Raw genomic sequence first — 24,809 nt, 5'->3', positions numbered from 1 at the left:
CCCCCCCCCCCCCCCCCCCCCCCCCCCCCCCCCCCCCCCCCCCCCCCCCCCCCCCCCCCCCCCCCCCGGCGCGGAGTCGGGACGACTCAGCTGTTGCCCACACCGTTGCCGGAGAGGACCGGGATGTCGTCCAGGATGTGCGACAGCGGCTCGTCGCCCTTGGCCTGCGTCGAGTTCTCGACACACTGCTGGTTCTGCGGGGAGGACAGGACGTTGACGTCCTGAACGGCGATCGGCACCAGGCCGACCAGAGAACCGGCGTTGACCTTCGCGGGCAGGCCGATGCAGGGCTTGTTCAGCGACCCCTGGACCAGCGAGAGCTGCGGGCTCATGTCACCAAAGGTGGCCGAGTTGCCGAACGCCTGCTGGGCGCCGTTGCCGCTGGCGGAGGTCGTGCCCGAGTCGTTGCCGATCGCCAGCGCCTGGGGGGCGGCACCGGCGGCGATACCGGCTACGGAGGCGGCGACAGCCGCGGTCGCCCACAGCTTCTTCATGGTTCTTTCCCTTCGAGAAGCGGACTCCGGGGACGGAGTTGCATGATCGAGAACGGCCCGGCCCCGCCCGGGGTTGCGCAAGTTGCCCCGAACGGCCCAGCGCACCGCGGGCCGAGCGCCCTCAGCGGCACCCGTACGCGCTCCCGCGCACGGTCACCGGCGGCCCCAGCAGACTCGGCGGGTCCTTCGGCCGGGGATCGGCCCGCGCCGCCAGCAGCGGCTGATCCTTGCGGATCCTCCCGAACACCTTGGCGGCGGCCTTCCGGTCCCAGGCCAGCGTCGAACCGATGTCCTTGCGCACGGGGTTGAAGCCGCCGACCGGCACGGTCGTGAACTCGGTCCGCCCCGCCGGAAGTCTCTTCAACTCCCCGGCCAGCCGCGCCAGTTCGAGCGGCCCGAACCCCTGCGGCCCCGACCCGAGCAGCGTGCGCATCAGCGCGAGCGTGCGCCGGGGATCCGCGAGCAGCCCGCGCGCCTGCGTCCCGCGCAACGCCTGCACGAGGAACCGCTGCTGACGCTGGATCCGGCCGAGGTCGGCGCTGCCGTCGACGTGCCGGGAGCGGACATACTCCAGCGCGGGCCCGCCGAGCAGCCGGTGCGTGCCGGGCGCGAGGTCGATCTTGGTCGCCGAGTCCCTGAGCCGCCGGGGCGTGCACACCTCGACCCCGCCGGCCTGGTCGACGGTGTCGATGAAGCGCCGGAAGTCCACCTGGAGATACCGGTCGATCCGCACCCCGGTCATCGCGCCGACCGTCTTCATCGCCAGCTCCGGACCGCCTTCCTGGAAGGCCGCGTTGAGCTTCGCGCCGTGCGCGCGGCGCATACGGCCGCGCTCGTCGCGGTGGGCGGGGATCGTCGCGTACGAGTCGCGCGGCAGCCCGACGACGCTGACCCGGTCCCGGCGGGCGGAGAAGTGCACCAGCATCATCGAGTCGGAGCAGCCGCAGGCCTGGCCGCCCGCGTGCCAGCGGTGCTTCTCGGCGGTGGAGATGGTGTCCCGCTCGTCCGTGCCGAGCAGCAGGACGTTCAGCGGGCGGCGGGGCGCGGGCCTGTCCTGGGGGAGGGCGGCGGCGGTGCCGAGGAGGGTCGCGCCGAGAGCGAGGATGGCGGGGAGGGCACGGCGGGGGAGCCGGGAGCGGCGGTGAGGGGAAAGGTTTCGCCGGGCGGAGCCGCAGGGGCTGGGCCGGGCGGAGTTCCGGGAGCCGGGCCGGGCGGAGTCGAGGGAGCTGACGGGGTCTCGGGAGGTTCTGTCACTCGTCACGCCGCGCAAGCTAAAACAGACGGGCCGCCGGAAGACCGGCGGCCCGCTGGGCGGAGCCGAAAATCAGCCCCGATGGCTGGCTCAGCTGTTGCCGGCGCCGTTGCCGGAGAGCACCGGGATGTTGTCCAGGATGTGCGACAGCGGCTCGTCGCCCTTGGCCTGCGTCGAGTTCTCGACACACTGCTGGTTCTGCGGGGAGGACAGGACGTTGATGTCCTGGACGGCGATCGGGACCAGGCCGACGAGCGAGCCCGCGTTGACCTTGGCCGGCAGACCGATGCAGGGCTTGTTGAGCGAGCCCTGGATGAGCGCCATCTGCGGGCTCATGTTGCCGTAGGTCGCCGAGTTGCCGAACGCCTGCTGGGCGCCGTTGCCGCTGGCGGAGGTGGTGCCGTGGTCGTTGCCGATGGCGAGGGCCGGGGCAGCGGCGGCGGCGGTCGCGCCGACGACGGATGCGGCGACAGCGGCGGCAGCCAGTACCTTCTTGATCACTTGAATAAGTCCCTTCTGGAGAAACCCCGTCCACCGGAGTGTGCTGATCAACCGACGGCGCGGGCGGAGGTTTCGAGCATTCACCCGGATGGCGCAAGGACTACGGGCCGTGAAACCGATCGGGTGAAGTGCCGCAACCAATTCCCGGGCCGGGTGTTGAGTCGGAGGCAGGCACAAAGGTCCCGGCGGGAGCCGGGACCGGGAAAGAGAAGAGAGCGAAATGCTGAAGAAGGCAATGGCCGTGGCCGCTGTCGCCGGGGCCGTCGTCGGCGCGAGCGCGGCCGTGGCCCCTCAGGCGCTGGCCATCGGCAACGACATGGGCACCACCTCGGCGAGCGGCAACGGCGCGCAGTCCGCGTTCGGCAACTCGGTGACCAAGGGCGACATGAGCCCCCAGGCCACTCTGGTCCAGAGCTCGGTCAACAAGCTCTGCCTCGGCGCCCCGGTCAAGGCCAACGTGGGCTCCCTCGTCGGCGTGCTGGTCCCGGTCGCCGTCCAGGACATCCCCGTCCTGTCCGCCCCGCAGAACCAGCAGTGTGCCGAGGACTCGACGCAGGCCAAGGGCGACGAGCCGCTGTCGCACATCGCGAACGACATCCCGGTCCTCTCCGGCAACGGGCTCGCGAACAACTGACGTCCACCGGGTGCCGGGGGGGGGGGGGGGGGGGGGGGGGGGGGGGGGGGGGGGGAGAGAGGGGGGGGGGGGGGGGGGGGGGGGGGGGGGGGGGGGTGTGGGNCTGACGTCCACCGGGTGCCGGGCCCGGACGGCCTGTCCTGCGTGCCGGGCCCGGACGGCCTGTCCTGCGTGCAGGCCGTCCGGGCCCCGCATTGTTGTTGATGACCCGTCAATTCGATGCGTCTTCTTGAGCAGTGACGTTTCCTCAGCCTTTCTCGGTCCGCTGGATTGCCCCATTGAGGCCAATTCGCTGATTATATGAATGCGTTCGAGTGAATTCCCGTGCCGCGACAGTTGCTCAGTTTCTTCCCTTGTCTATCTCTCGTTTGCAGTTCATAGGTCATGGACGTCATGGCCGTTGAGAAGGGAACGACATGAAGAAGAGCGCTGCGATCATCGCCGGTCTGGTACTGGCCCTGGGCGGTGCCGCTCCGGCCTTCGCGGACGCCGGTGCCGAGGGTGCCGCCGTCGGTTCGCCGGGTGTTCTGTCGGGCAACGTGATCCAGGTCCCGGTCCACGTCCCGGTCAACGTGTGCGGTAACTCGATCAACGTCATCGGTCTGCTGAACCCCGCGTTCGGCAACACCTGCGTCAACGGCTGACGACTGGTCGTACCGGGCCTCATACGGCTCGGTCGAGGCCGGCCTTGGACACTTGCCCAGCGTTCCGAGGCCGGCCTTTTCCACACTTACGGCACTCTCAGGAAGACACGAGATTGCGACAGACCCTGAGCAGGGGAATGGTCGCGGCAGCCGCCGCGACGGGCATCCTGTCCCTGTGCGGCAGCCCCGCACTCGCCGCCGCCGAGACCGGCGCGGCCTCGGCCGAGTCCCCCGGCGTCCTGTCCGGCAACAGCGTCTCGGCCCCCGTGACCGTCCCGGTCAACGCCTGCGGCAACACCGTGGACGCCGCGTCGGCCCTCAACCCGTCGTTCGGCAACTCCTGCGCCCACCACGCGGAGCCCCCGGCGAAGCCGTCGTACGCGGCCGAGTACCTCCGGGAGCACGGCTACGGCCACGGCACGGACGACGATGACGACGACCGCGGCTACGACTACGGCGCGCACACCGGGTACGGCGAGCATGGCTACGGCTACGGCGAGCACGCGGGCTACGGCGAGCACACCGGGTACGGCGACCACGCGGGTTACGGCGAGCAGACTGGTTACGGCGACGACGAGCCCTCGGGCTACGGGGAGCAGCCGCCGGCGTACGGCGAGCAGCCGCCCGGGTACGGTGACCAGCCCCCGGGATACGGCGACCAGCCTCCCGGTGACGTCGAGCAGCCCCCCGGCGGCGGCCACGAGCAGCCCCCGTCCACCGGCAACGAGCAGCCGCCCGGCGGAGGCGGCGACAACACCGGCCCGGGGGAGTGCGACAGCCCCGGTGACGTGATCGACACCCCGGGCTCCAACGGCGAGAACTGCGAGCAGCCCCCCGGCGGCAACGAGCAGCCCCCGTCCACGGGCAACGAGCAGCCGCCGCCCACCGGCAACGACCAGCCCCCCGGAGGGAACACCAACCAGCCGCCGCCCACGGGGAACGACCAGCCGCCCGGCGGAGGCGGACTCGAGCAGCCCCCGCCGACCGGCAACGACCAGCCCCCCGGCGGGAACAACAACCAGCCGCCCCCGACCGGCAACGATCAGCCCCCTGGCGGCACGAACCAGCCTCCTGGTGGCGGCAACAACCAGCCCCCGCCCACGGGCAACGACCAGCCCCCCAGCGGAACCCCCGCCAAACCCCCCACCTTGGCGAACACCGGCAGCGGCGAAGACCTCCTCGCCGCCGCGGGCTTCAGCGCCGCCCTCCTGACCGGCGGCAGCCTCCTCTACCGGCGCGGCAGAGCAGCCCGTCGATGACGCACCCGGTGCCGGACGCGAGCCGCGCCCGGCACCTGCGCTTTGCGGCTCCGCCGGGAGAGCCGGTCACTGGTGAACGCGGGTTGAGCGGAACGCCGGCCGCCGCTGAACGTGGGTTGAGCTGAACGTCGGCCGCCGCTGAACGCCGGTTGAGCTGAACACCGTTTGGCTGAACGCGAGTTGAGTTGAACACCGGTTGTGCTGAACGCGGGTTGCGCTGAACGCCGGTTGAGCGAGACCCCAACTCCCCTATGAGGCACCCGAGTCATGGGCCCCGGCTCACGAGTCCCGCTCCCTCATGAGCCCGGCCGCCTCAGCTCAGCGCACTCGGCTCAGCGCACCGCGTCCACCGCCCCCCGCTCCCCCCGCCGCCCCGGCGCGGGAATCGCGCCCGCCGGAATCCCGGCCCGCAGCCGCCGCCGCACCCCTCGCACCAGCGCCGGCGCCGTGAACATCGCGCCGTGCACGAAGCGCATCGCGGGCCCGTACCCGGAGGCGGTCACCAGCCCGGCCATGAACAGCCCCGGGTACGACGACTCGAAGTCCCGCCCCACCTCGGGCGACCCGTCGGCGACCTCCGCCAGCCGCCCCCGCAGCTCCGGCGAGAGCATCCCCAGCCGCTCCCGCGTGGCCTGGAACCCGGTGGCGGCGATGACGTGCCGGGTGTCGAAGGAGGCCGACTCCCTTGAGGGACCCCGCCCAGAAGCCCCGCCCCCAGAAGCCTCGCCGGTAGAACCTCCCCCGGAAGACGGCCCCACCTCCAGCCGCACCCCACCCCCCGCGGCCCGCGCCCGGACCACCTCCTGCCCCAGCCGCACCTCCACAGCCCCCTCCACCCGCTCCCGCACCCACCACGCCCCGGCGGGCCCCAGCGCCGACCCCGCGATCCGCGCCCGCGTCCGCTCCGGGAGCCGCCGGTACAGCCCCGCCCGCTCGGAGTAGAACCAGTTCCGCCACCCGCACCCGAGCCCGCTGTGCGGCGAGCGCGCCGACTGCCACCACGGCCGCTCCCACGGCGGCGGCACGTCGTTCCAGTCGAGCTGCGGGGCGCGCGCCAACACCCTTACCCGGGTGCCCTGTTCGGCCAGCAGCGCCGCCGTCTCCAGGGCCGCCTGGCCGCCGCCGATGACGGTGACGTCCGAGCCCCGGAAGCGGTCGAGGTCGCTGTGGTGGCTGCTGTGCGAGACGAGCGTGTCGGACAGCCCGCGCAGCGCGCCGGGGATCTCCACGAACGGCATCACGCCGACCGCGAGGGCGACCGTACGGGCGTGCAGGACCTCACCGTCGTCGGTCACCGCCTCGAAACCGCCGGGGCAGCCGGAGACGCGGACGATCATCCGCTCGTCCACCTCCGGGACGGCGTTGCGGGCGAACCACAGGCCGTAGTCGGCGAACACCTCCACCGGGATCGGCTCGCCGTGCCGGGCGCTCAGGCCGCGGGTCGCGCAGTACGCGTCCAGGCGCAGGCGGGCGGCCGGGTCGGTCAGGTTGGACGCCCAGGGCTCGGACTTGAGGAACATGCCGCGCGGCATGTGGTCGCGCCAGGAGGCCATGGGCCGGCCGAAGACGCGCAGGCTCAGCCCGGCGCTCGCGGCATGGGACGCGATGGACAGGCCGTACGGGCCCGCGCCCACCACCAGCAGATCGAACATCAGCAACTGCTCGCTTTCTCGTCGTCGGTCGGTTCGACGGGAAGATCGGGAGGGACAGGAAGGCCGGAGGGGCCGGGACGGCCGGGGGAGGAGGGGACGCCGGAGGAGCCGGGGAGGCCGACCGCGCCGACGGGGCCGGGGACGCCAAGGGAGGCGGCGAGGCCGGGGTCGCCGGGGGCGGCTGCGAGGCCGGGGGCGGCGGCGGGGTCCGGGAGGCCGGCGTCGGGAAGCCCCGCCGGTGGCGCCGCCTGCCGTACGACCCGCGGGGGTGCGCCCGGCGTGTCCGGGGCCGTCGTCCGGCGCAGCCTCGCCAGTACGCGCCCCGTCACATGCCGCCCCCACAGCCCCCACAGCGCCCGCCCGGGCGCGCCGTCGTCGGCGGCCCACCAGGCCAGTTCGCGGCCGTGCGGGGCCCGGCGCAGTGCGCTGAACGGGGCGTAGTTCTCCACCACGAACGAGCGGCCGGGCACCGGCACCCCGGCGGGCAGCGCGCGGTGGGTGAGGTCGAGGTGCTGGGCGCGGACGACGTCGAGGCCCGCGGAGTCGGTGAAGAGCCGGAACTGGGCGCCGGGGCGGGGGTTGAAGTCGAGGAGGTGGTAGCGGCCGTCGCCGCAGCGGCGGAAGTCGAGGTCGAAGATGCCCCGGTAGCCGAGGTCCCCGGCGAGCCGCTCGGCGAGCGCGGTCACGGTCGCGTTCGGCGCCCACTCCCCGGCCGCCGTGAGCCCCGCCCCGCGCGGCCAGGACAGCAGCTTGCGGCCGGGCCCGCCCGCGCGGACGGCGCCGGTGCGGTCGGCGTACCCGTGGAAGAACCAGTCCCGGCCCGCCCCGGGCGGCAGGAACTCCTGGAGCAGCAGCCGGCAACCGGCGTCCTCCGTACGGAGATACAGCGCGCGCGCCTCCTGCGGGGAGCGCACGACGACGGTGCTGCGCAGTCCGCTGCCGCCGGGCAGCAGCCAGGGCCGGCTCCACTTGGCGATCACCGGCAGGCCCAGCTCCCAGGCGGCCTGCGCGGCCTGCGCCGCCGACTCGGGCAGCACCGTGCGCGGATGCGGCACGCCCGCCGCCCGGCACAGACCGGCCAGCTCCGCCTTGTCGGCGACCCGCTCCGGCACCGCCCCGGTCATCTGCGGCAGCAGGAACGCGGGCGCGAGCCGCGCGCCGAGCCGGCTCACCGCGAGCGCGCCGGCGTCGTCCATGGCGATCAGCACGGCCGGCCGCTCGACGCGCGCGGCGACCTTCAGCAGCACCGCGGCCACCTCGGCGTCCGGCGCGCCCGGCGGCGGCGGGGGATGCAGCTGGCGTACGAAACGGGAGCTGCGGACGGGACTTCCGGTCACGTCCGCGACCAGGTGCACCTCGATTCCGGCGCGGCCGAGGGAGCGCACGGCACCCAGCGTTCCGTGGTGAAAGGGGTTCCGGTCGATCCGCAGTACGACGGCGGGGACGCGGGTGTCGAGCAGGGGCACGGGCGAATTCCTCTTCGGCGGTTCGGTTTTCACCGGGGCGGACGAGTGTGGAGCGGCGCGCTCACTCGAAAGCCGTAACGGCGGTGGCGTACTTCCTTTTCGTATGACTTACATGTGACTGTCTGTCAGGAATTCCTGACGCTGTCATAACGCGCGAACGGGGTGCGCAGTACGCGTCCGTCACGCGCGAGAGTGCAGAAGGAGCAGGCATGCAACCACGACAGCGACGCCTCCGGTCCCGGCGGCTGGCCGTCGTCGCGACGGCCGTCGTCACCTCGGCCGTCCTCGCCACCGGTCCTGGTTTCGCCGCGGGCGCGGAGGTGGTGGTGCGCAGCGCCGATCCGCCCTCTCCGGGGACGGGCCTGGACGGACGGTGGTGGGAGACCGGGCGCTGGTGGGAGCAGCAGCCGCAGTCCGCGCCGCAGCAGCAGCCGCCGGCCCAGCAGCAGCCCCCGACCCAGACCCCCGCCAAGTCGTACCCCGCGTTCGGCGCCTACCTCGACTACGGTCCGCGCGGGGTGAGCCGCATGGCCGAGCTGAGCGACTGGCTGGGCGGCGCCGAGCTGCGGGTGGGGCACACCTACCTGCCGGGCGACCGCTGGAGCAACATCGAGGGCGCCCCCGGCTTCCTCGACACGTGGGCCAACTGGCGGCACGCGAAGGCGGACCGCACGTTCGTCCTCAACGTGCCGATGCTGGAGCGCAACGAGGAGCACGTCCCCGACGCCGAGGTGCGCCGCCTGCTGCGGCGGGGCGCGGCCGGCGAGTTCGACGGCCACTACAAGGCCCTCGCCGAACGGCTGGTCTCCCTCGGCGCCCTGGACACGGTGATCGTGCTCGGCTGGGAGATGAACGGCACCACGTACACCCACCGCTGCGGCCCCGACCCGGAGGCGTGGAAGGAGTACTGGAAACGCATCGTCACCACCATGCGCGCGGTGCCGGGACAGCAGTTCAAGTTCGACTTCACCCCGAGCCGCGGCCACGACGCCATCGCGTGGACCAAGTGCTATCCCGGGGACGGGGTCGTGGACATCGTGGGAATGGATTCCTACGACCAGCCCGCCGGAATGTCCTTCGACGAACAGGTCGCCGAGCCCTACGGCCTGAAACAGCACGTCGATTTCGCGAAAGAGCACGGAAAGGCCATCTCGTACCCGGAATGGGGGCTGTTCCGCAACGGCGACAACCCTGAATACATGCGGCGCATGCTCGCCTGGATGGACGAGAACAAGCCGCTGTACAACACGGTCACCGACTACTGCCCGCACGGCGTGTGGCAGTGCCGCTCCAACCCGCGCTCCTCGGAGGTCTACAAGGCGGTCCTCACCGGCCGTACGGAGCTGCCGGTGACGCCGGTCCAGCCGCCGGTGCAGCCGCCGGTCAAGCCGCCGACCCCGCCGAAGCCGCCCACCCCGCCCACTCAGCCGGAGCACAACTGCGCGCCGGTGAACCTCGGCGGCTGGGTCGAGCACTGGCTCGGCGGCAAGCTCTGCCTGAAGTTCGACTGGCTCTCCCGCAACCACTGACCCGGCCGGCGGCGGGCCCTGATCAGGACCCGCCGCCACCGGACCGCTCCCTGTAGGCCTCCCAGCGATGCAGTAATTCCTTCCCCCGCCGCCGCGCCGCGACATCGCACAGCGCCGCCGACAGCAGCGGCGCCGTCCGCCGCCGCGCCAGCAACAGCCGCTGGTTGACGACGGGTTCGGGCCGCCAGTGATGCTTGTACGGCTCGTTGCCGCGCAGCAGGCTCAGCGTCCCGGGCGCCTGCTGCCGGGTGTGCTCGGCGCACGCGTCCAGCAGCATCACCGCCACGTCCGCCTTCCGCTCCCGCAGACTCGGATGCGCCCCGTAGAGGTAGCCGCCCGCCAACTTCCGTGACAGCAGGGTGAGATCGACGGCGACGACGTCGTCGTCCAGCCGGAACTCGGTCACCACCGCGTCCCCGGAGCGGACCATCGGGCCCACCGAGCGCACGAGGTGTTCGCAGAACCGCTGTTGCAGGTGCTCGGAAGTCACCTTCCGGCCCTGCCACTGGAGTTGGTGCAGCTCCAGGAGGCGGCGCAGCGCCTTGTCGACGTCGTCGGGGGCGACGACACTGCGTTCGACGCCGAGCGCGGTCAGCTTGCGCAGCTTGGCCCGCACCCGCTGGGCCTTGCCCGACGGCAGCCGCGCCAGCAGCTCGTCCATCGGCACGGCCGGCAGCTCCAGGCACAGCGAGTCCCCGACCCGGCGCCGGGGCCCGCGCCAGCACTCGTACACCCGCTCCACCGCGCCGCCCGGCCGCACCTCGCGGAAGTCGATCAGCGCGCTGCGCGCCGCCGCCGCGAGCCCCGCGGTGAGCACCTCCACCGCCTCCTGCGCCCGCCCGTCGTCGACCAGGACGTCCCCGTAGTCGGAGATCGCCCCGCCCAGCGGCACCAGCGAGGGCAGCGGCCCGTGCACGGCCATCAGGGGCGCGGCGGCCAGCAGCCGACCGTCCGCGCCGCGCACCAGCAGCAGCCGCAGCCGGCCGGGGCGGCCGTACGACAGCCACCACGAGTGCAGCCACGCGTGGCTCTGGAACGGGGTCGCGCTCGCGCACCGCCCGTACAGGTCCGCCCAGTCGGCGGCGAGCGCGGCGAACTCCCGTTCCCCGGTGACCAGTTCGGTCTTCATCGCGCCCCGTGGACGTCTGCGGCCAGGGCCGGCGCCGGTACGGGGGCCGAACTCCCGGTGCGGGCCGGCTGGTTGCGCTTCGGGCGGACCAACAGGACCAGGCCGCCGAGCAGCCCGCCCGCGCTCGTACCGACCAGAGAAGTCACCGCCGCCGACTGCGAGGAGGGCGCCGACGGCTTCAACGCCCGCGCGAACTGCTGGAGTTCGACGTTCGTCGTCTTCTCGGTGGCCTTCGCGTGCTGGGTCAGCGAGCGGGCCACCGCGTTCGCCATGTCGGCGGCCTCGTCCGCGCGCGGCGCGCTCGCGGTGATCGCGACCATCGGCGCGTCCGGCGAGGTCGCCGTCTGCACGCTCTTCTGGAGCGTCGCCACCGGCACCCCGGCCCACACCTGCGCGTCGCCGAGCACCGCGAGCTGGGTGGCGACCCGGCCGTACGCCTGCGCGAAACCGAGCGCGGCCGACGGTTCGGAAGGGGTGGAGGGGACGGCGACGACGTACGCGGTCGCCGTGTACACGGGCGGCTTCAGCAGCCCGTACGAGCCGCCGATCAGGCCGCCGGCCAGGGCTCCGGTGGCGAGGAGGGTCCACGGGGGCAGGGCCTTGGCGCGATGGCGGAGGGCGGTGCGGGTGCTGTTCTCGGTCATGAGGCGGTGGCTTTCTGGCGGGAGGGGGCGTGGAGGGCGGTCGTGTAGACGGCCATGAGCCGGTCGGCACTGCGGGCGATCGCGTAGTGCCGCGCGGCCTCGGCGGGCTCACGCGCACCCGCGTCGGGTACGGACTGGATCGCCTGTACGAATTCCGTTGCGCCGCCGGTGACTTGGCGGGCGCGGGCGGTCATGTGCGCGGGCAGGTCCTCGATGGCCGGGCAGGAGGCGTACAGCACCGGCAGCCCGGCCGCCAGCGCCTCGACGACCGCGAGACCGAACGCCTCCTCGGCGGACGGCGAGACGAGGACGTCCATCGCGGAGGTGAGGCTCGGCAGGTCGGTGTCCTGCTCGCCGCCGTAGGGCCGCTCGCCGGTGAACAGGACCCGGTCGGCCACCTGGGCGTCCTGCGCCGCGCGCCGCAGCCGGTTCTCCTCCGGACCGCCGCCCACCAGCAACAGCCAGTGATTCCCGGGCAGTTGGGCGAGGGCTTCGATGAGGACGTGGAAACGTTTCCCGGCGGCGAGCCGGCCGACGCCGCCGATGACGTACGCGTCCTCCGGCAGCCCCAGCCGGCGCCGGGTGCGGTGGCGGGTCACCGGGTCGAAGCGGAAGCGGTCCAGGTCGATGCCGTTGGGCACGACCTCGATCCGGGGGCCCGGCACCCCCCAGCGCCTCAGCCGGTCGGCGACCGTGGGGGAGACGGCGACCGTGGACCGCCCCAGCCGCTCGCTCGCCAGGTACAGCGCACGGACCCCGCCGGTGAGCCCGCGGCCCTCCAACTGGGAGTCCCCCAGCGAGTGTTCGGTCGCGACGATCGCCTTCACCCCGGCCAGCCGCGCGGCGAGGCGGCCGTAGACGCAGGCCCGGTACAGATGGGTGTGGACGAGGTCGTAGCCGCCCGCCCTGATGTGCCGCACCAGCCGGGGCAGCGCCGCCAGGTCGCGGTTGCCCGCCATGCCCAGATGCGTGACGCGCACCCCGTCCGCGACCAGACCGGCCGCGACCGCGCCCGGGTTGGTGAGCGTGACGACCTCGCAGTCGACCGGCAAGTGCCGGATCAGCAGCCGCAGTTGCTGCTCGGCCCCGCCCGCCCCGAGCCCCGTGATGATGTGCAGCGCCTTCACCGCAGCCCCGCCACGGGACGCCGCCGCAGCCGGTGCAGCCGGTACTTCAGGAAGAGGCGCACGGCGGTGTCGTTCCGCCCGATGTGCACGCGCGGCAGGGCGTGCACGCCGTTGAACTCGCCGGGGTCGATGGCGCAGGCGTAGGAGTAGCCGGCGGCGCGGACGGCGTCGGCGGTCCGCGCGTCGAGGTGGCCGTAGGGGTAGCAGAAGCCGTCGACGTTGTGGTCCAGCATCTCCTCCAACTCGGCCTTGCTGCCCGCGAGTTCGGAGTGGAGCGTGCTGTCGTCGGCGGTCGTGAGGTCGACGTGGGTGCGGCCGTGGGAGCCGATCTCGATACCGCTGTCCGCCGCCTCCCGGATGCCGTCGGCCGTCAGCAGCGGCTTGCGCGGGCCCAGCGGGTCCCAGGCGTTGTCGCCGCCGAGCCGGCCGGGCAGCACGAAGAGGGTCGCGGTGCAGCCGTGGGCGCGCAGGACGGGCAGCGCGTTCGTGAGGAAGTCGGCGTAGCCGTCGTCGAAGGTGAGGCCGACGAGGTCGGTGCGGGCGGGCGACTTGAGCAACTCGCCCATGGAGACGCCCTTGAGGCCGTGCCTGGCGAACCAGCTCAGCTGGGCGTCGAGGCGTTCGGGGGTGACGGTGACGCGGTAGGGATCGTCCGGGCAGTCGTCCACGGAGTGGTACATCGCCACCCAGGGAAGGGAGTTGACGGTCTCGGGCCGTCTGAGGCGCTCAACGGGTACGGACATGGGCTGCCAGCCTTCGGGTCGCGGATCGGGCGGATCGGAGGACGGGTTCGACGCCTTGGGCGTCCAGCGCCCAGCCGAGCAGGAGGAAGACACCGGTCACGGTCAGCCCCCCGGCGACGGCCCCGGCGAGCGGCCCCCCGGCGTGCCCGGCGGCGAACGCCCCCAGCACGGTGGCGACCAGCGCCGCCCGCACCGGCCGGCTCAACTCGCCCAGCACACCCCGGACATGGACGGGCACACTCTTCGGCCCGAGCCCCGCGAGCAGCACCAGCGCGGTCACGGTGATCCCGGCCGCGTTGGCGGCGGCGATCCCGGACACCCCCCAGCGCCCCACGCTCAGCGCCCCCGCCCACGACGTCACGACGACCCCGGCGGCCATCGCCCCCACCGGGTACCAACTCGCCCGCCCCGCCGAGAAGTACGACCGCACCAGCACCCCGGTCAGCGTCTGCCCGAGCAGCCCCAGCGCGTACACCCGCATCACGGCGGCCGTCGCGGCGGTGTCCGAGGCGTCGAACGCCCCCCGCTGGAAAAGCAGTTGGATGAGCTGCGGCGCACACGCGACGACGGCGGCCGTCCCCAGCAGCACGACACAGGAGGCGAGCGCCAGATCCTTCTCGACCCGCTGCCGGGCCCGCTCGACATCCCCTTCGGCCAGCGCGCGGGCGACCACCGGGAACGTGACGGTGATCAGCATCATCGACAGCAGCATCGGCATCTGCGCCACCTTCTGCGCGTAGTTCAGATGCGAGATGGCCCCCTCCGGCAGACTCGACGCGAGAAACCGCTCGACCAGCACCTGCGACTGCCGGCACAGCGCGAACAGCAGCACGGTCGCGAGCAAAGCGATGTCGAGCTGCCTGGGCTCCTCCGCGAGCGCGGCCTGCCGCTGCGCCACGGCCGGCCTCCCGCCCAACTTGGCGAGCAGCGACGGCAGTTGGACGACGACCATGAGCGCCCCGCCGACCGCCACCCCGAAGGCCGCCGCCCGCACCCCCCACTGCGCGCCCAGCGCGAACATCCCGCCGATGATCCCGATGTTGTACGCCACGTAGATCGCCGCCGGCGCCCCGAACGTCCGGTGCGCGCGCAGAGCGGCGCTGCAATACCCGGCGAGCCCGAAGCTGAAGACACAGGTCGCCGTCAACCGCGTGCAGTCCACGGCGAGTTGGTGATCGGGCAGACCGGGGGCGAGGAGTTCCACGACCTGCGGGGCCAGCGCGACGATCAGCGCCCCGACCGCCGCGAAGGCCAGCGCCAGCCGGGGCAGCGTGCCCGCGACCAGTGCGCGTACCGGGTCGCCCGGCACCCCCTGCGCCCGCCGGGCCAGCGCGAGGCTGAACGCCGGGATGAGCGCGAACGCCAGGCCGTCCTCGATGAGGAGGGTCGCCGCGAACTCCGGGATCGTCCAGGCGACCAGGAAGGCGTCCGTCTCCTGTCCGGCGCCGAAGAGGCGGGCGAGGGCCTGGTCGCGGACGAGGCCGAAGAGGGAGCCGGCGACGGAGAGGGCGGCGGTGAGGAAGGCGGCTCGGGCGAGGAACTTGCCTGTGGGGGGCTTGAGTTCGGGGGAGGGGTGCTCGGTGCGGGCCGAGGGGACGGACGGGGCCGGCGCGTCCGTGCGGGGGGTGGAGGGGGTGACCGTCATGGCGTGCCGACCCCCTTGACGGTGTTGCCGCCGACCAGCGCCCACCAGGCGGTGAGGCCGATGCAGATCGCCGTGAGGACGGTCGAGGGCCCGCCGATGTCGGCGTACATGAAGTCGGTCAGCTGCCACACCGACAGCCCGCACGCCACCAACGCGCAGTCCAGGCCCCGGTGTTGACCGCCTCCGAGGGCCCGCGATCCGAGGGCGTCCCCCTTGAGGGTTCTGAACAGCCCCCGCACCGCGCACGCCAGCAGCCCCGCCCAGCACCCGCCCAGCGCCAGCAGCCCGATCAGCCCCTGCTCGCTCAGCACGAGGAGGTACATGTTGTGCGGCGACAGCAGCGGCTGCTTCACGAACGCCGACCCCGCCCCCTCGGTGTCGCTCCCGGAGGACAGCGCCAACGAGGCGTGCGCGTCCCGGTGTTCGGGGAAACCTTTCAACCCGACGCCCGTCAGGGGCTGTTCGCGCCACATGCCGAGCGCCGCCGCCCACATCGTGTAGCGGTCGGTGACCGACTGGTCGGGCGCGTCGGTGACTTGGGTGATGCTGCTGATACGTTCCTGGAGCATCGTCGAGCCGACCCCGAACCCGCCGACCAGGATGATCCCGAGCGCGGCGACAACTGCCCCTGTTTTCAGGGCCCTTCGCACCCCGGCGAGCAGCAGCTGCGCCGTGCACGTCACCGCCGTCGCGATCCACGCGCCCCGGCTGAAGGACAGCGCGAGCGGGACGACGAGCCCGGCCGCGAAGGCGGCGGCGATCACCCGGTGCCGGCGCTCCTCGCCGCCGAGCGCGAGCCCGACCGCGCAGATCAGCCCGAACGACACGACGGTCGCCATCCCCATCACGTCCTGCGGCCCGAACGTGCCGACCGCGCGGATCTCCTCGCCCTGGTAGGAGGCGCCGGTGCCGGTGACGAACTGGTGCACGCCGACCGCCCCCTGCCAGCCGGCGAGACCGACGAACGTCCAGGCGAGCAGCCGGAAGTCGGAGCGGCCCCGGATCAGCAGCAGCACGGCCACCGGGACGAGGACGAAGATCTGGAGGTAGCGGCCGAGCCCGGTGACCCCCGCGCCCGCCGAGGAGGCGCCCGTCGCCGCGAGGGCGAGCCCCACGACCGGCAGCCCGAACAGCACCGCCGCCCGCCGGGGCAACGGCCGACTGCCCCGCCGGGCCAGCCTGACCAGGCAGAACGCGACGGCCAGCGCCGAGAGCGCGTCGGCGGGCCCCGCGCCGCCCGCACCGCTGTGGGCGACGGGGAGGGCGACGAGGGCGATCACGGCGGCCGGCGGCAGCACCGGCGGCCAGGTGCGCGCCGGGGGCAGGGGCAGGGCGAGGGCCATCGGCGTCAGCTTCCGTTCGGTCGCACGAGCGAGGCCGCCGTACGCAGCAGGATGCAGATGTCCTGCCACAGCGACCAGTTGTCGATGTAGGCGTTGTCGAAGCGGGCCCGGTCCTCGATCGAGGTGTCCCCGCGCAGTCCGTTGACCTGGGCCAGCCCGGTCACCCCGACGGGCATCCGGTGGCGGGCCGCGTAGCCGGGGTACGACTTGCTGAACTGGCCGACGAAATAAGGGCGTTCGGGGCGCGGACCGACCAGGCTCATATCGCCGCGCAGCACGTTCCACAGCTGGAGCAGCTCGTCGAACGAACTCCACCGCAAAAACCGGCAGAACCGGCTCATCTCCTGCTCCCCGGCCACGCTCCAGCGCGTCGCCGACTCGTGCGCGTCGGCCGGCCGGTAGGTGCGGAACTTCAGCAGCGTGAACGGCCGTCCGTCCTTGCCAATTCGTTCCTGCCGGAACACCACCCCGGGTCCCGTCGTCGCCCGCAGCACCCCCGCGCACACCAGCAGCAGCGGCCCGACGAGCAGCAGCAGAGTCGCGGACGCGGCGATGTCGAGCAGCCGCTTGCCCGCGCTGCCCCGCCGCCGCAGCCCCAAGTCCAGCCTGCGGCAGGCGAATCCGGCGAGCTGATCCCGCGAGGCGTACGAGGGCGCCTCCGCGTCGACCTCCCACACCGCGCACCCCGACTCGGCGAGCGCCCGCAGCAGCGGCCCCTGCTCGACGCGTACGGCCGGGTCGACGCACAGCACGTCGCGCACCCCGCCGCGCTCCAGCGCCCGCTGCACGTCCTGTCCGGTCGTCAGCACCGGCAACACCCCGCCGCTGCCCGGGTGTTCGGCGACGATCCCGACCGGCTCGACCCCGCAGGAAGGATTACGCAGCAGCGCCGCCGCGACCCGCTGGGCCGTCGCGGGAGGGCCCACCACCAGCGCCGTACGCGGCGCCCGCGCCAGCGCCCGGCGGCGCCGGCGGTGCACCCAGCCCCGGCCCGCGCAGGCGGCGCCGGCCTGGACGGCGAAGCCCAGCAGCAGGGTGTCGGCGGCCAGCGCGTACCCGGGCGACCAGGCGGCGGCGAGCGCGGCGAGCGCCAGCCAGGCGACCGCGATCCGCCCGCAGACCAGGGGGAGTTCGTCCAGGACGCCCTCGACCGCCCTGGTGTACTGGGGCCTCAGGACCATGGTCGCGGCCACCAGGAGCGCGACCAGCAGCGGCCGGGCCCCCGTCACGGCGAGCACGGGCGCGCCCGCGGCCACCGCGAGGCAGTCGGCGACGAGCAGCGGCAGCGGCGACACGGGCCGCGCGGCCGGCCGCCGGGCCGGGAACCGGAACCCCGCGCCGCTGTCCCGGCGCGGGATGACCGCGACCGGGGAGCCGGGGGAGGGGACGGTGCTTTCGGCGGTCACGAGTGGATGGACTCCCTGCACTCGGTGTTCGCGGCGCGCGGCAACGGCCCCCGGGCGCCGAGGAGTTCGCGGTACAGCCCGGCGAAGGACCCGGCGGTGCGCCGTACGTCGTGGGTGGACAGGACCGCCCGCCGGCCCTGCGCGCCGAGGGACTCGCGCAGCAGCGGGTCGGCCAGCAGGGCGGCGATCGCCCCGGCCAGCGCGGCGGGGTCGTCCGGCGGGACCAGACAGGGCCCGGCGAGCGCGTCCGGCAGGCTCTCCCGGGCGCCGTCCACGTCGCTCACCACGACCGGCCGCCCGCACGCCATCGCCTCCAGCGGCGCCAGCGCCATGCCCTCCCAGCGCGAGGGCAGGACGACGAGATCGGCCGCCTGGTACCAGGGCGCGGCGTCCTCGACGGCCCCGACGAAACGTACCGACTCCGGTGCGCACGACCGGAGTTGGGCGCCGTCGGGGCCGTCCCCGACGAGTACGAGCCGCGCCGCCGGCACCCTGCGCACGACCGTCTCCCAGGCCCTCAGGAGCACGTCCTGCCCCTTCTGCCGGCACAGCCGCCCCACGCACACCACCAGCGGCGCGGACGGATCGGCGGCGGGCAGCAGGGAGGCGCGGACGGTGTCGACGGACGCCGGATGGAACCGGCCGACGTCGATGCCGTTGGGGATCACCCGGTAGTGCGCGCCGATCCCCGCCCGCTGTCCGGCGGCCCGCTCGGCCTCGCTGACACACACCAGCCGGTGCGCCCAACGGGCCCCGAACCGCTCCCAGTTGAGGGCCAGCGAGGCCATCGTCCCGTCGACCGCCGCGAACGACCAGGCGTGCGGCTGGAACACCGTGGGGATCCGCCCGCGCACCGCGAGCCGCCCGGCGAGCCCGGCCTTGGCGCTGTGCGCGTGCACCAGATCGGGCCGCACCTCGCGCACGAGCCGCGCGGCCCGCCGCACCTCCCCGCCCAGCGCACCCCCCGGCGCCCGAGCCGCGTCCCACCGCCGTACGACGGCCCCCCGCGCGCCCAACTCCCGGGCGAGCGGGCCGCCGTCGTCGGGGAGGGCGACGGTGACGTGGTACCCGGCGGCGAGCTGATGGACCGTCAGATCCGTGACGACGCGGGCGACTCCGCCGTCCACGGGCTGGGTGAGATGCAGGACCCGGGGGCCGGGTGCCGACTGGTGCATTGCGCGGTTTCCTCGCTCGCGGGTGTCGCCGGGGGACGTTGCGGGAACGCGCCTGACTACTGCCGGGTGTCGACGGCGACGAAGAGCGCGCCGGCCCACGCCGCGTCCCGGTGAGAAACGAGCCGGACGGCCGCCTGGTCACCACCGCGCCGCAAAGCCGGAGTCAGGTCGAACACGTCGGAGTCGTACCCGAGGGTGTTCGCGTACGCCGGTTCGCGCGCCGCCGGAGCCGCCCCCGGTTCGCTGATTGTCGAGTTCAGGACGTTGTCGGCCGGGTTCGCGGGGTCCGAGAGGGGGACGCCTGCGCCGTCACCGGTCGAGAACATGAGCGAATTCGCGGAGCTTCTTCTTTCTCCGTCGTAGGCCACCAGACCGGCGTGACCGGAGGCGCGCGGCGGGATTTCAAGCCCCCTGAGGCGGACTTCACGCCCCTTCTTCGTGTCCAAAGTGTCGAAGCCGTCCCAGAGAGAAAGCTTTCGCAGGGGTTCGTTGCGATTTTCGTACGCCACCACGAGCGTCCAGCCGCCCCACGCGCCCGCCTTGGACTTCCCCATGGCGACGTTCAGCTGGGCGACGGTGTACATCCCCGCACCGCTGCCGCGCACAAGGTCGGTGACATCGGCGGAAGCCTGGTAGGCGTCGGCGCCGTTCGCGACGCGGTGGCCCACGAGGGTGTCGGCGAGGACCGCCTTGTACTGGCCGCCGGGCTCGGCGATCAGGACGCGGCCGTTGTCCTTGGGGGGCTTCTGCTCGCCGACGCGGAGGTTGCCGCCCCAGTAGAGGCGGGCGTAGCTGACGCGCGAGCCGCGCGGGAGGCGGACCTCGGCGCGGGAGGAGTTGTACGTGTTGGGGTCGTCGTCGACGTCGACGTAGAACATGTCGAAGTCACCGTTGGCGCCGGGTCCGCCGGCCTGGGCCTGCGCACAGCCGGGGGTCCGCTCGCGGCAGGTGATCGCGGAGTTGGCGGCGCGGACGAAGCCGCCGTGCTGGGTGGCGTGGTAGCGCTCGGCGAAGGGGAGGGTGGGGGCTTCGGTGGGGGGTGCGGCTTCGGCTGTTCCGGCTGTCTCCGCGGTGGGGGGTGCGGGGGGTGCGGCGGTCGCCGGGTGGGGGGTCCAGAGGGTGGCGAGGGCGAGGACGCCGACGCCCGCGCGGCGCAGCAGCGGCCTCAGGGAAGTGCGCATGACCGGCGGTGCCCTTTCGGAGAGGTGGGGTTCGCGGTGCGTGGTGCGGTGTGCGGTGCGGTGCGGTGTGCGTGTTGCGGTGGTGCGATTTGCCCGCTTATAGGGATACGGCGGACGGGCCGCAACTCTATTCCGTATTCGGACTAATCCGGTGATAGCGGGCAAGTGTGTCGGAATGGTGAAGTCGGATGGCTCCGGCGAAGTCGGACGGGCCCCGGCGGAGAGCGCGGCCCGTTCCCCGGCGCGTCACTCCATTGGCCGCGCAACCCCTTGATCGCTCGCGCGTTGACACAGCGCCGGGCATCCCCGCCCGTTTGTCACAACCCAAGGAGCACCTCTCCATGTCGCGTATCGCGAAGGGCATGGCCCTCACCACCGTTGCCGTAGCGGCCGTCGCCGGCGCCTCTGGCATCGCCGCTGCCGACAGTGGCGCGCAGGGCGTCGCCGAGAAGTCCCCGGGTGTGGTGTCGGGCAACGTCATCCAGGTCCCCGTGCACGTCCCGGTCAACGTCTGCGGCAACACCATCGACGTCGTCGGCCTGCTGAACCCGGCGTTCGGCAACACCTGCGTCAACGACTGACGCGTTCTCTTCTTCGGCGACGGCCACTTCCCAGCCAGGGAGGTGGCCGTTCGTCATGTCCGGGAGGGGGGCCGGCCGGCCGAGGGGGCTAGTCCGGTGATCTTTCGCTGACCCGAATGGGGGGTGCCCCGCGCGACACGGCTGACGGGGCTTGACGGTGCGTCCGACCAGCGGCGATGCGTGATCCGGGGTGGTCGCGAGCCGTGGTTGACCTGTTGCGGTGAGTGTCCGCCGCTCGCACGGTGGGCTCAAGACCTGACGCAATCGAAAGGAACCCAAATGCGTGGTCTGCCTGTACGGCGTGTCGCGTCCACCGCACTGTGCGCCTGTCTCGCCCTCGGCGTCGCCGCCCCCGCCGCTCTCGCGGCCGACGGCCCCGCCCAGGAGCGTTCGGCGCCGGTGCACCGGGCGCCCGTCCCCGGCACCGACGCACTGCTCGCCCAGACCAAGGCCCTCGGAAACCTGGGCTCGGTCGTAACTCCCGTGACCGACCTGCTCAACACCGCCCTCAAGGCGGACAACGGCAAACTGACCCCGGACCAGGCCACGTCGCTGGCCGACGCGGTCAAGACGGCGATCGCCAAGATCGAGGCGGTGGCGCCGGCGACGCCTGCGACCTCCGCAACCCCGGTGACGCCTGCCACCCCGGCGGCGCCCGCGCTCCCGGCGACCCCGGCGCTGCCTGCGGTGCCGAAGAGCGCGCACGAGGGCGGGGACGACGAGGCCGCGTCCGCCGAGGACTCCGGAGACGGCGACCGCAAGGCCGTCCGCGCCGACCCCGCGAGCGACGCCCTCACGGCCCTCCAGAGCGCCGTCACCTCGCTCATCTCGGCCGTCACCGGCGGCAACCTGTCGGGGCTGCTCCCGGCCGCGACCTCCGTGGTGACCGGCCTGGTCAACTTCGTCGCGGCGACCCTGCTCGGCGGCGCCCTCCCCACCCCGAGCCTGCCGTCCCTGCCGTCCCTGCCCAGCCTCCCCTCGACCCCCTCGACGTCGACGGTGACCTCGGCGGTGCCCGCGACCCCGGCGCTCCCGGCCACGCCCGCGCTGCCCGCCGCCCCGGCGCTGCCCGCGGCGCCCGCGCTCCCGGCGACGCCGCAACTCCCGGCCGGAGGCTGAAGGCTGACCCTCTGAACCCCGCCTGACCCGCACCTGAGCACCGCCTGATCGCCGGTGCCCCCACGCCCGCACCCCGGCCGGACGGCCTTCCCACCCGCCGCACGAACCTCGTACGAATCCGCGCGAACCTCGTACAAGCGACTCGTCCGACGATGGGAAACGCCGACAAGTCACCCCCTTCGAACGGGTGGCCTTCCGCCCGGGGTGCGGAAACTTTCGCGTCAACGGGTTTCCGGCGCGGCGGCGCGTCGTTAGGTACGGCGTCGAGGAAGTTCCCCAGCCGCCGATGAAAGGAACCCCATGAAGTCCCTGAAGGCTGCCGCTGTCATTGCCGGAACCGTGGCCCTCGCCGGCGCCGCCGCGCCCGCGTTCGCCCACAGCACCGCCGAACTCACCCCCACCAGCCTCAACGGCGCGGTGAACACGCTCACTTCGGGCGGTCTGACCGCCAAGGACGTGATGCCGCTCCAGCACCAGTCCGACGCGCTCAACACCGAGAACGAGTCGTCCCCGCTGAGCACGGTCAAGGGCGCGGCCGGCGCCCTCAACTCCCACAACCCGCTGCTCGGCGGCCTGCCGTTGCAGGGCTGAGGTCCACTGCGGAGAGGGCCGGTCTTCGCACGGGACGGAAGCCGGCCCCGCAGGGAACGTCAAGGACAACCTCATAAACACCCCCGTAACTCGTACGGGTGGCTCACCCCTGGTGCGTCCTCCGGTCGGGTGAGAGGGCGTCCGGGAGGCGTGGTTTACGCCGTTATGGTCGCGCGGTGACCTCAACTAGCGAAACCCGCCCCTTCCGCGTCGCAGACCTGGGCACCCTCGTCGTCATGCCGTGGAGCGGCGAGGCCCCCGACGGCAGTGACATGCCCTACCTCCTGGCCTACTCCCTCGGTGACGCCGCCGAGGGCCCCGAGGTGACGGCCGCGGCCATCGAGCGGCTCCTCACCGACAACGGCCTCCCCGTCGGCGGCGACCTCGTCGACGGCACGGAGAAGCCGAGCCTGCCGGTCAGCCTGCTGGTCGAGGCGGGCACGGCCGTCCTGACCATGCCGCGCCTCAACGCGCAGTGCGTACCGCCGCCCGAGTGGCTCGCCGCCGTCGACAACCGCGGCTACGCCTACCTCGTCTTCACCACCCGCCCCTGGCCCGAGGCCGAGCCGGGCAAGCCCGTCGAACTGGAGGCGCTCGCCGCTTTCGCGGGGGCCGACGAGACGCTGAACGCCGCCGCGCACATCGTGCTGCCCGCGCGGTCGCTCCGCTAAGAGGGGCGGGGCAGGTCGGCTCGCAGTCTCAACGGGACCGTCATCTCCGCGATGGCGGTCCCGCTGTGTTCATCATCCTGTTCCCGCATCCGGGCGAATTGTGGACCCGCTCGTTCCCGCCCCCCTCGCCCGGCTCGTTATCCGGTACGCACAGCCTCTCCCCATCCCCCCGAAAGGCCCGTACCCGAGATGAAGTCGACCACCCGAGGAACCCTCGCCGCCGTCCTGCTCGCCGCCGCCGCGGGGGCCGCGGGCGCCGCTCCGGCCGCCGCCGCGGGCACCGTCCCCGTACCCGTCCCGCTGGACGGGGCCGAGCAGGCGCTGGGCATGGAGCTGCCGAAGCTCGGCGGCGAGCTCCCGCTGCCGACGCCGGGCGCCCCCGACGGGCCCCGCTACGTCGAGGGCCGGCTCCTCCCCGACCGCGCGCTCCCGCAGCTCCCGGTCGAGACGGGCCTGCCGGGCCTGGGCCTGCGCGCCCCGCTCCCGCACGTCCTGGGCGACGACTTCGACCACGTCGGCGTCGACGCCCCCGCCACCGACGTACGCTCCCTCGGCCCCGGCGCCACCCTGGACCTCCCGCTCACCCCGCCCAACCCCGACAACTTCGGCCTCCCGGACCCCAAGCTCCCCGAGGCCGGCGTCGTCACCCCCCTCCTCCAGGCGGTCCCCGGCGCGGACCTGGGCCTCGGCCAGGGCCTGTAGCGCCCGGTACGACGGCCCGCGCGCGCGAGTGCCGGGCCGTCACCCTTTTCCGGGGTGACCCCGAAGCCCTCCGGACGGTTACCGATGTGACAAACCGAACCGGACGAGCGAAACGGGGCACAGGATGCGGATGGCACGCAGAGGACTCCTCCTGGGGGCGATCGCCGTCCCCCTCATGGCCGCCGCCCACCAGGTACGCGGACCGTCCTTCCGCGAGACGTACCGGGGCCGCCGCATCGAAGGCACCCGCGCGGGCCGCGTCACCATCGACGGCCGCCCCCTGCACCTGATGCGCCGCGCCGACGGCACCTGGCTGAGCATGGTCGACCACTACTGCTCCTACGACACCCCGCGCGCCGCCGCCCGCGCCGCCGTCGACGCCCTCGGCCCGCGCGCCGAACTGACCGCGACCGCGATGGAGGGCCGTCATGGCGTACACGCGTAAAGACGTCACCACCCTCACCACCACCGAACGCCACCGCTTCGTCCGCGCCGTCCTGGAGCTCAAACGCCGGGGCGAGTACGACGAGTTCGTGCGCGTCCACATCGACCACTACACCGCCGACGGCGAACGCGGCCTGCGCACCGCCCACATGGCCCCGTCCTTCCTGCCCTGGCACCGCCGCTTCCTCCTCGACTTCGAGGAGGCCCTGCGCCGCGTCGACGCCGCGGTGACCGTGCCGTACTGGGACTGGACCCGCGACCGCACGGCCACCGCCGTCCCCTGGACCGCCGACCTCCTCGGCGGCAACGGCCGCACCGGCGACCGGCAGGTCACCACCGGGCCCTTCGCGTACGCCACGGGCGACTGGACGATCCGCGAGAACGTCACCGACGAGGACTACCTCACCCGCGACCTCGGCCGCGCCCAGGGCCCGATCGACCTCCCCACCAAGGCGGACGTCGAACAGGCCCTCGCCGACCCGGTCTACGACGTCTCGCCCTGGGACTCGACCGTCACCCGCGGCTTCCGCAACCTCCTGGAGGGCTGGACCACCGGCCGCGGCACCGCCTCCTGGCGCACCCACAACCGCGTCCACCGCTGGGTCGGCGGCGCGATGCTGAACGGCGCCTCCGTCAACGACCCCGTCTTCTGGCTCCACCACGCCTACATCGACCTGCTGTGGCTGCGCTGGCAGGGACGGCACGCGGAACACCGCTACCTCCCGGCGGAGGCACCACGGCTGGGGGACCGGCAGCGGGGGCGGATCGTGGCGAGGGGGGAGAAACTGCCGCCGTGGGAGGTGACGCCGGGGCAGCTGGAGGATCTGAGCGCGGTTTATCGGTACGGGTAGGGGGTGGGGTGGGGTGGGGCGAGGTG

The 24,809-nt window shown here is 73.5% G+C and carries 25 protein-coding genes; 11 read left to right on the top strand and 14 right to left on the bottom strand.

What is annotated here, in order from left to right; genetic code table 11:
* Positions 1-86: 86 nt before the first annotated feature.
* From ACYUD3_RS37150 to ACYUD3_RS37140, 3 genes are all read right to left on the bottom strand, one after another.
* The gene (locus ACYUD3_RS37150) at positions 87-494 is read right to left on the bottom strand and encodes a rodlin (protein WP_470980470.1); all 408 of its coding nucleotides are present in this window, start codon (positions 492-494) and stop codon (positions 87-89) included.
* A 121-nt stretch (positions 495-615) separates the two neighbouring features.
* Positions 616-1,755 carry an LCP family protein gene (locus tag ACYUD3_RS37145; RefSeq protein WP_470980467.1) on the bottom strand — a complete coding sequence of 380 codons (1,140 nt, stop codon included), beginning with the start codon at positions 1,753-1,755 and terminating at the stop codon, positions 616-618.
* 81 nt (positions 1,756-1,836) lie between these two features.
* On the bottom strand, positions 1,837-2,247 hold the full coding sequence (locus ACYUD3_RS37140) for a rodlin (RefSeq protein WP_470980464.1): 411 nt from the start codon (positions 2,245-2,247) through the stop codon (positions 1,837-1,839).
* 220 nt (positions 2,248-2,467) lie between these two features.
* Here ACYUD3_RS37140 and ACYUD3_RS37135 point away from each other — a divergent pair, with 220 nt between their 5' ends.
* The 3 genes from ACYUD3_RS37135 to ACYUD3_RS37125 all read left to right on the top strand — a co-directional run bounded on the left by ACYUD3_RS37135 (position 2,468) and on the right by ACYUD3_RS37125 (position 4,784).
* Entirely contained in the window at positions 2,468-2,881 is a 414-nt protein-coding gene (locus ACYUD3_RS37135; RefSeq protein WP_470980461.1) for a rodlin, read from the top strand.
* Positions 2,882-3,297: 416 nt separating this feature from the next.
* The gene (chpD, locus tag ACYUD3_RS37130) at positions 3,298-3,525 is read left to right on the top strand and encodes a chaplin ChpD (RefSeq protein ID WP_470980458.1); all 228 of its coding nucleotides are present in this window, start codon (positions 3,298-3,300) and stop codon (positions 3,523-3,525) included.
* 113 nt (positions 3,526-3,638) lie between these two features.
* Positions 3,639-4,784, top strand: coding sequence for a chaplin (locus ACYUD3_RS37125; protein ID WP_470980456.1), 1,146 nt, complete (start codon positions 3,639-3,641; stop codon positions 4,782-4,784).
* A gap of 332 nt (positions 4,785-5,116) precedes the next feature.
* Here the strand turns inward: ACYUD3_RS37125 and ACYUD3_RS37120 are convergent, their stop codons facing one another.
* Positions 5,117-6,436: an NAD(P)-binding domain-containing protein gene (locus ACYUD3_RS37120; protein ID WP_470980453.1), complete on the bottom strand. Its 1,320-nt coding sequence runs from the start codon at positions 6,434-6,436 to the stop codon at positions 5,117-5,119.
* Positions 6,436-7,902, bottom strand: a complete 1,467-nt coding sequence (locus ACYUD3_RS37115; RefSeq protein WP_470980451.1) for an ATP-grasp domain-containing protein — start codon at positions 7,900-7,902, stop codon at positions 6,436-6,438. The genes ACYUD3_RS37120 and ACYUD3_RS37115 overlap by 1 nt, the downstream gene beginning before the upstream one ends.
* 209 nt (positions 7,903-8,111) lie before the next feature.
* Here ACYUD3_RS37115 and ACYUD3_RS37110 point away from each other — a divergent pair, with 209 nt between their 5' ends.
* Positions 8,112-9,431 (top strand): glycoside hydrolase family 26 protein, encoded by a 1,320-nt coding sequence (locus ACYUD3_RS37110; protein ID WP_470980448.1) that lies wholly within the window; start codon positions 8,112-8,114, stop codon positions 9,429-9,431.
* Positions 9,432-9,453: 22 nt separating this feature from the next.
* Here the strand turns inward: ACYUD3_RS37110 and ACYUD3_RS37105 are convergent, their stop codons facing one another.
* The 9 genes from ACYUD3_RS37105 to ACYUD3_RS37065 are packed head-to-tail and all read right to left on the bottom strand — an operon-like array spanning position 9,454 to position 19,824.
* Entirely contained in the window at positions 9,454-10,560 is a 1,107-nt protein-coding gene (locus tag ACYUD3_RS37105; protein ID WP_470980445.1) for a GNAT family N-acetyltransferase, read from the bottom strand.
* Positions 10,557-11,204: a YveK family protein gene (locus ACYUD3_RS37100; RefSeq protein WP_470980442.1), complete on the bottom strand. Its 648-nt coding sequence runs from the start codon at positions 11,202-11,204 to the stop codon at positions 10,557-10,559. Before ACYUD3_RS37100 ends, ACYUD3_RS37105 begins: the two co-directional genes overlap by 4 nt.
* Positions 11,201-12,331: a glycosyltransferase gene (locus ACYUD3_RS37095; RefSeq protein ID WP_470980439.1), complete on the bottom strand. Its 1,131-nt coding sequence runs from the start codon at positions 12,329-12,331 to the stop codon at positions 11,201-11,203. Before ACYUD3_RS37095 ends, ACYUD3_RS37100 begins: the two co-directional genes overlap by 4 nt.
* Positions 12,328-13,074 (bottom strand): polysaccharide deacetylase family protein, encoded by a 747-nt coding sequence (locus ACYUD3_RS37090; protein WP_470980436.1) that lies wholly within the window; start codon positions 13,072-13,074, stop codon positions 12,328-12,330. The genes ACYUD3_RS37095 and ACYUD3_RS37090 overlap by 4 nt, the downstream gene beginning before the upstream one ends.
* Entirely contained in the window at positions 13,058-14,719 is a 1,662-nt protein-coding gene (gene murJ, locus ACYUD3_RS37085; protein WP_470980433.1) for a murein biosynthesis integral membrane protein MurJ, read from the bottom strand. The genes ACYUD3_RS37090 and murJ overlap by 17 nt, the downstream gene beginning before the upstream one ends.
* Positions 14,716-16,062 carry an O-antigen ligase family protein gene (locus ACYUD3_RS37080; RefSeq protein ID WP_470980430.1) on the bottom strand — a complete coding sequence of 449 codons (1,347 nt, stop codon included), beginning with the start codon at positions 16,060-16,062 and terminating at the stop codon, positions 14,716-14,718. Before ACYUD3_RS37080 ends, murJ begins: the two co-directional genes overlap by 4 nt.
* Positions 16,063-16,067: 5 nt before the next feature.
* A complete protein-coding gene (locus ACYUD3_RS37075; RefSeq protein WP_470980427.1) occupies positions 16,068-17,468 on the bottom strand; it encodes an exopolysaccharide biosynthesis polyprenyl glycosylphosphotransferase in 1,401 nt (466 codons plus the stop codon).
* Positions 17,465-18,643, bottom strand: coding sequence for a glycosyltransferase (locus ACYUD3_RS37070; protein WP_470980424.1), 1,179 nt, complete (start codon positions 18,641-18,643; stop codon positions 17,465-17,467). Before ACYUD3_RS37070 ends, ACYUD3_RS37075 begins: the two co-directional genes overlap by 4 nt.
* Before the next feature lie 56 nt (positions 18,644-18,699).
* Positions 18,700-19,824, bottom strand: coding sequence for a DUF3344 domain-containing protein (locus ACYUD3_RS37065; protein WP_470980421.1), 1,125 nt, complete (start codon positions 19,822-19,824; stop codon positions 18,700-18,702).
* Between the two features lie 341 nt (positions 19,825-20,165).
* Here ACYUD3_RS37065 and ACYUD3_RS37060 point away from each other — a divergent pair, with 341 nt between their 5' ends.
* The 7 genes from ACYUD3_RS37060 (at position 20,166) to ACYUD3_RS37030 (ending at position 24,783) form a co-directional block, all read left to right on the top strand.
* Positions 20,166-20,405 (top strand): chaplin, encoded by a 240-nt coding sequence (locus ACYUD3_RS37060; RefSeq protein ID WP_470980419.1) that lies wholly within the window; start codon positions 20,166-20,168, stop codon positions 20,403-20,405.
* 279 nt (positions 20,406-20,684) lie between these two features.
* Positions 20,685-21,524 carry a hypothetical protein gene (locus tag ACYUD3_RS37055; protein ID WP_470980416.1) on the top strand — a complete coding sequence of 280 codons (840 nt, stop codon included), beginning with the start codon at positions 20,685-20,687 and terminating at the stop codon, positions 21,522-21,524.
* Positions 21,525-21,824: 300 nt separating this feature from the next.
* On the top strand, positions 21,825-22,115 hold the full coding sequence (locus ACYUD3_RS37050) for a hypothetical protein (RefSeq protein WP_470980413.1): 291 nt from the start codon (positions 21,825-21,827) through the stop codon (positions 22,113-22,115).
* Between the two features lie 176 nt (positions 22,116-22,291).
* Positions 22,292-22,786, top strand: coding sequence for a DUF5949 family protein (locus tag ACYUD3_RS37045; protein WP_470980410.1), 495 nt, complete (start codon positions 22,292-22,294; stop codon positions 22,784-22,786).
* Between the two features lie 189 nt (positions 22,787-22,975).
* Positions 22,976-23,488 carry a hypothetical protein gene (locus tag ACYUD3_RS37040; protein ID WP_470980407.1) on the top strand — a complete coding sequence of 171 codons (513 nt, stop codon included), beginning with the start codon at positions 22,976-22,978 and terminating at the stop codon, positions 23,486-23,488.
* Positions 23,489-23,618: 130 nt separating this feature from the next.
* Entirely contained in the window at positions 23,619-23,933 is a 315-nt protein-coding gene (locus ACYUD3_RS37035) for a tyrosinase family oxidase copper chaperone (RefSeq protein WP_470980404.1), read from the top strand.
* Positions 23,917-24,783 (top strand): tyrosinase family protein, encoded by an 867-nt coding sequence (locus ACYUD3_RS37030; protein ID WP_470980401.1) that lies wholly within the window; start codon positions 23,917-23,919, stop codon positions 24,781-24,783. Before ACYUD3_RS37035 ends, ACYUD3_RS37030 begins: the two co-directional genes overlap by 17 nt.
* Positions 24,784-24,809 lie beyond the last annotated feature (26 nt).

It is taken from the genome of Streptomyces sp. AMJ-169 (assembly GCF_055597585.1).
The sequence above is the reverse complement of the archived record's forward strand: the minus strand, read 5'-3'. Positions and strand labels throughout refer to the sequence as shown.

What these genes read in the sequence shown, in the direction of transcription:
- ACYUD3_RS37150 (WP_470980470.1), bottom strand. Translation starts at nt 494, where the DNA reads ATGAAGAAGCTGTGGGCGACCGCGGCTGTCGCCGCCTCCGTAGCCGGT.
- ACYUD3_RS37135 (WP_470980461.1), top strand. Translation starts at nt 2,468, where the DNA reads ATGCTGAAGAAGGCAATGGCCGTGGCCGCTGTCGCCGGGGCCGTCGTC.
- chpD (WP_470980458.1), top strand. Translation starts at nt 3,298, where the DNA reads ATGAAGAAGAGCGCTGCGATCATCGCCGGTCTGGTACTGGCCCTGGGC.
- ACYUD3_RS37120 (WP_470980453.1), bottom strand. Translation starts at nt 6,436, where the DNA reads ATGTTCGATCTGCTGGTGGTGGGCGCGGGCCCGTACGGCCTGTCCATC.
- ACYUD3_RS37110 (WP_470980448.1), top strand. Translation starts at nt 8,112, where the DNA reads ATGCAACCACGACAGCGACGCCTCCGGTCCCGGCGGCTGGCCGTCGTC.
- ACYUD3_RS37105 (WP_470980445.1), bottom strand. Translation starts at nt 10,560, where the DNA reads ATGAAGACCGAACTGGTCACCGGGGAACGGGAGTTCGCCGCGCTCGCC.
- ACYUD3_RS37100 (WP_470980442.1), bottom strand. Translation starts at nt 11,204, where the DNA reads ATGACCGAGAACAGCACCCGCACCGCCCTCCGCCATCGCGCCAAGGCC.
- ACYUD3_RS37090 (WP_470980436.1), bottom strand. Translation starts at nt 13,074, where the DNA reads ATGTCCGTACCCGTTGAGCGCCTCAGACGGCCCGAGACCGTCAACTCC.
- murJ (WP_470980433.1), bottom strand. Translation starts at nt 14,719, where the DNA reads ATGACGGTCACCCCCTCCACCCCCCGCACGGACGCGCCGGCCCCGTCC.
- ACYUD3_RS37080 (WP_470980430.1), bottom strand. Translation starts at nt 16,062, where the DNA reads ATGGCCCTCGCCCTGCCCCTGCCCCCGGCGCGCACCTGGCCGCCGGTG.
- ACYUD3_RS37070 (WP_470980424.1), bottom strand. Translation starts at nt 18,643, where the DNA reads ATGCACCAGTCGGCACCCGGCCCCCGGGTCCTGCATCTCACCCAGCCC.
- ACYUD3_RS37065 (WP_470980421.1), bottom strand. Translation starts at nt 19,824, where the DNA reads ATGCGCACTTCCCTGAGGCCGCTGCTGCGCCGCGCGGGCGTCGGCGTC.
- ACYUD3_RS37060 (WP_470980419.1), top strand. Translation starts at nt 20,166, where the DNA reads ATGTCGCGTATCGCGAAGGGCATGGCCCTCACCACCGTTGCCGTAGCG.
- ACYUD3_RS37055 (WP_470980416.1), top strand. Translation starts at nt 20,685, where the DNA reads ATGCGTGGTCTGCCTGTACGGCGTGTCGCGTCCACCGCACTGTGCGCC.
- ACYUD3_RS37050 (WP_470980413.1), top strand. Translation starts at nt 21,825, where the DNA reads ATGAAGTCCCTGAAGGCTGCCGCTGTCATTGCCGGAACCGTGGCCCTC.
- ACYUD3_RS37040 (WP_470980407.1), top strand. Translation starts at nt 22,976, where the DNA reads ATGAAGTCGACCACCCGAGGAACCCTCGCCGCCGTCCTGCTCGCCGCC.
- ACYUD3_RS37035 (WP_470980404.1), top strand. Translation starts at nt 23,619, where the DNA reads ATGGCACGCAGAGGACTCCTCCTGGGGGCGATCGCCGTCCCCCTCATG.
- ACYUD3_RS37030 (WP_470980401.1), top strand. Translation starts at nt 23,917, where the DNA reads ATGGCGTACACGCGTAAAGACGTCACCACCCTCACCACCACCGAACGC.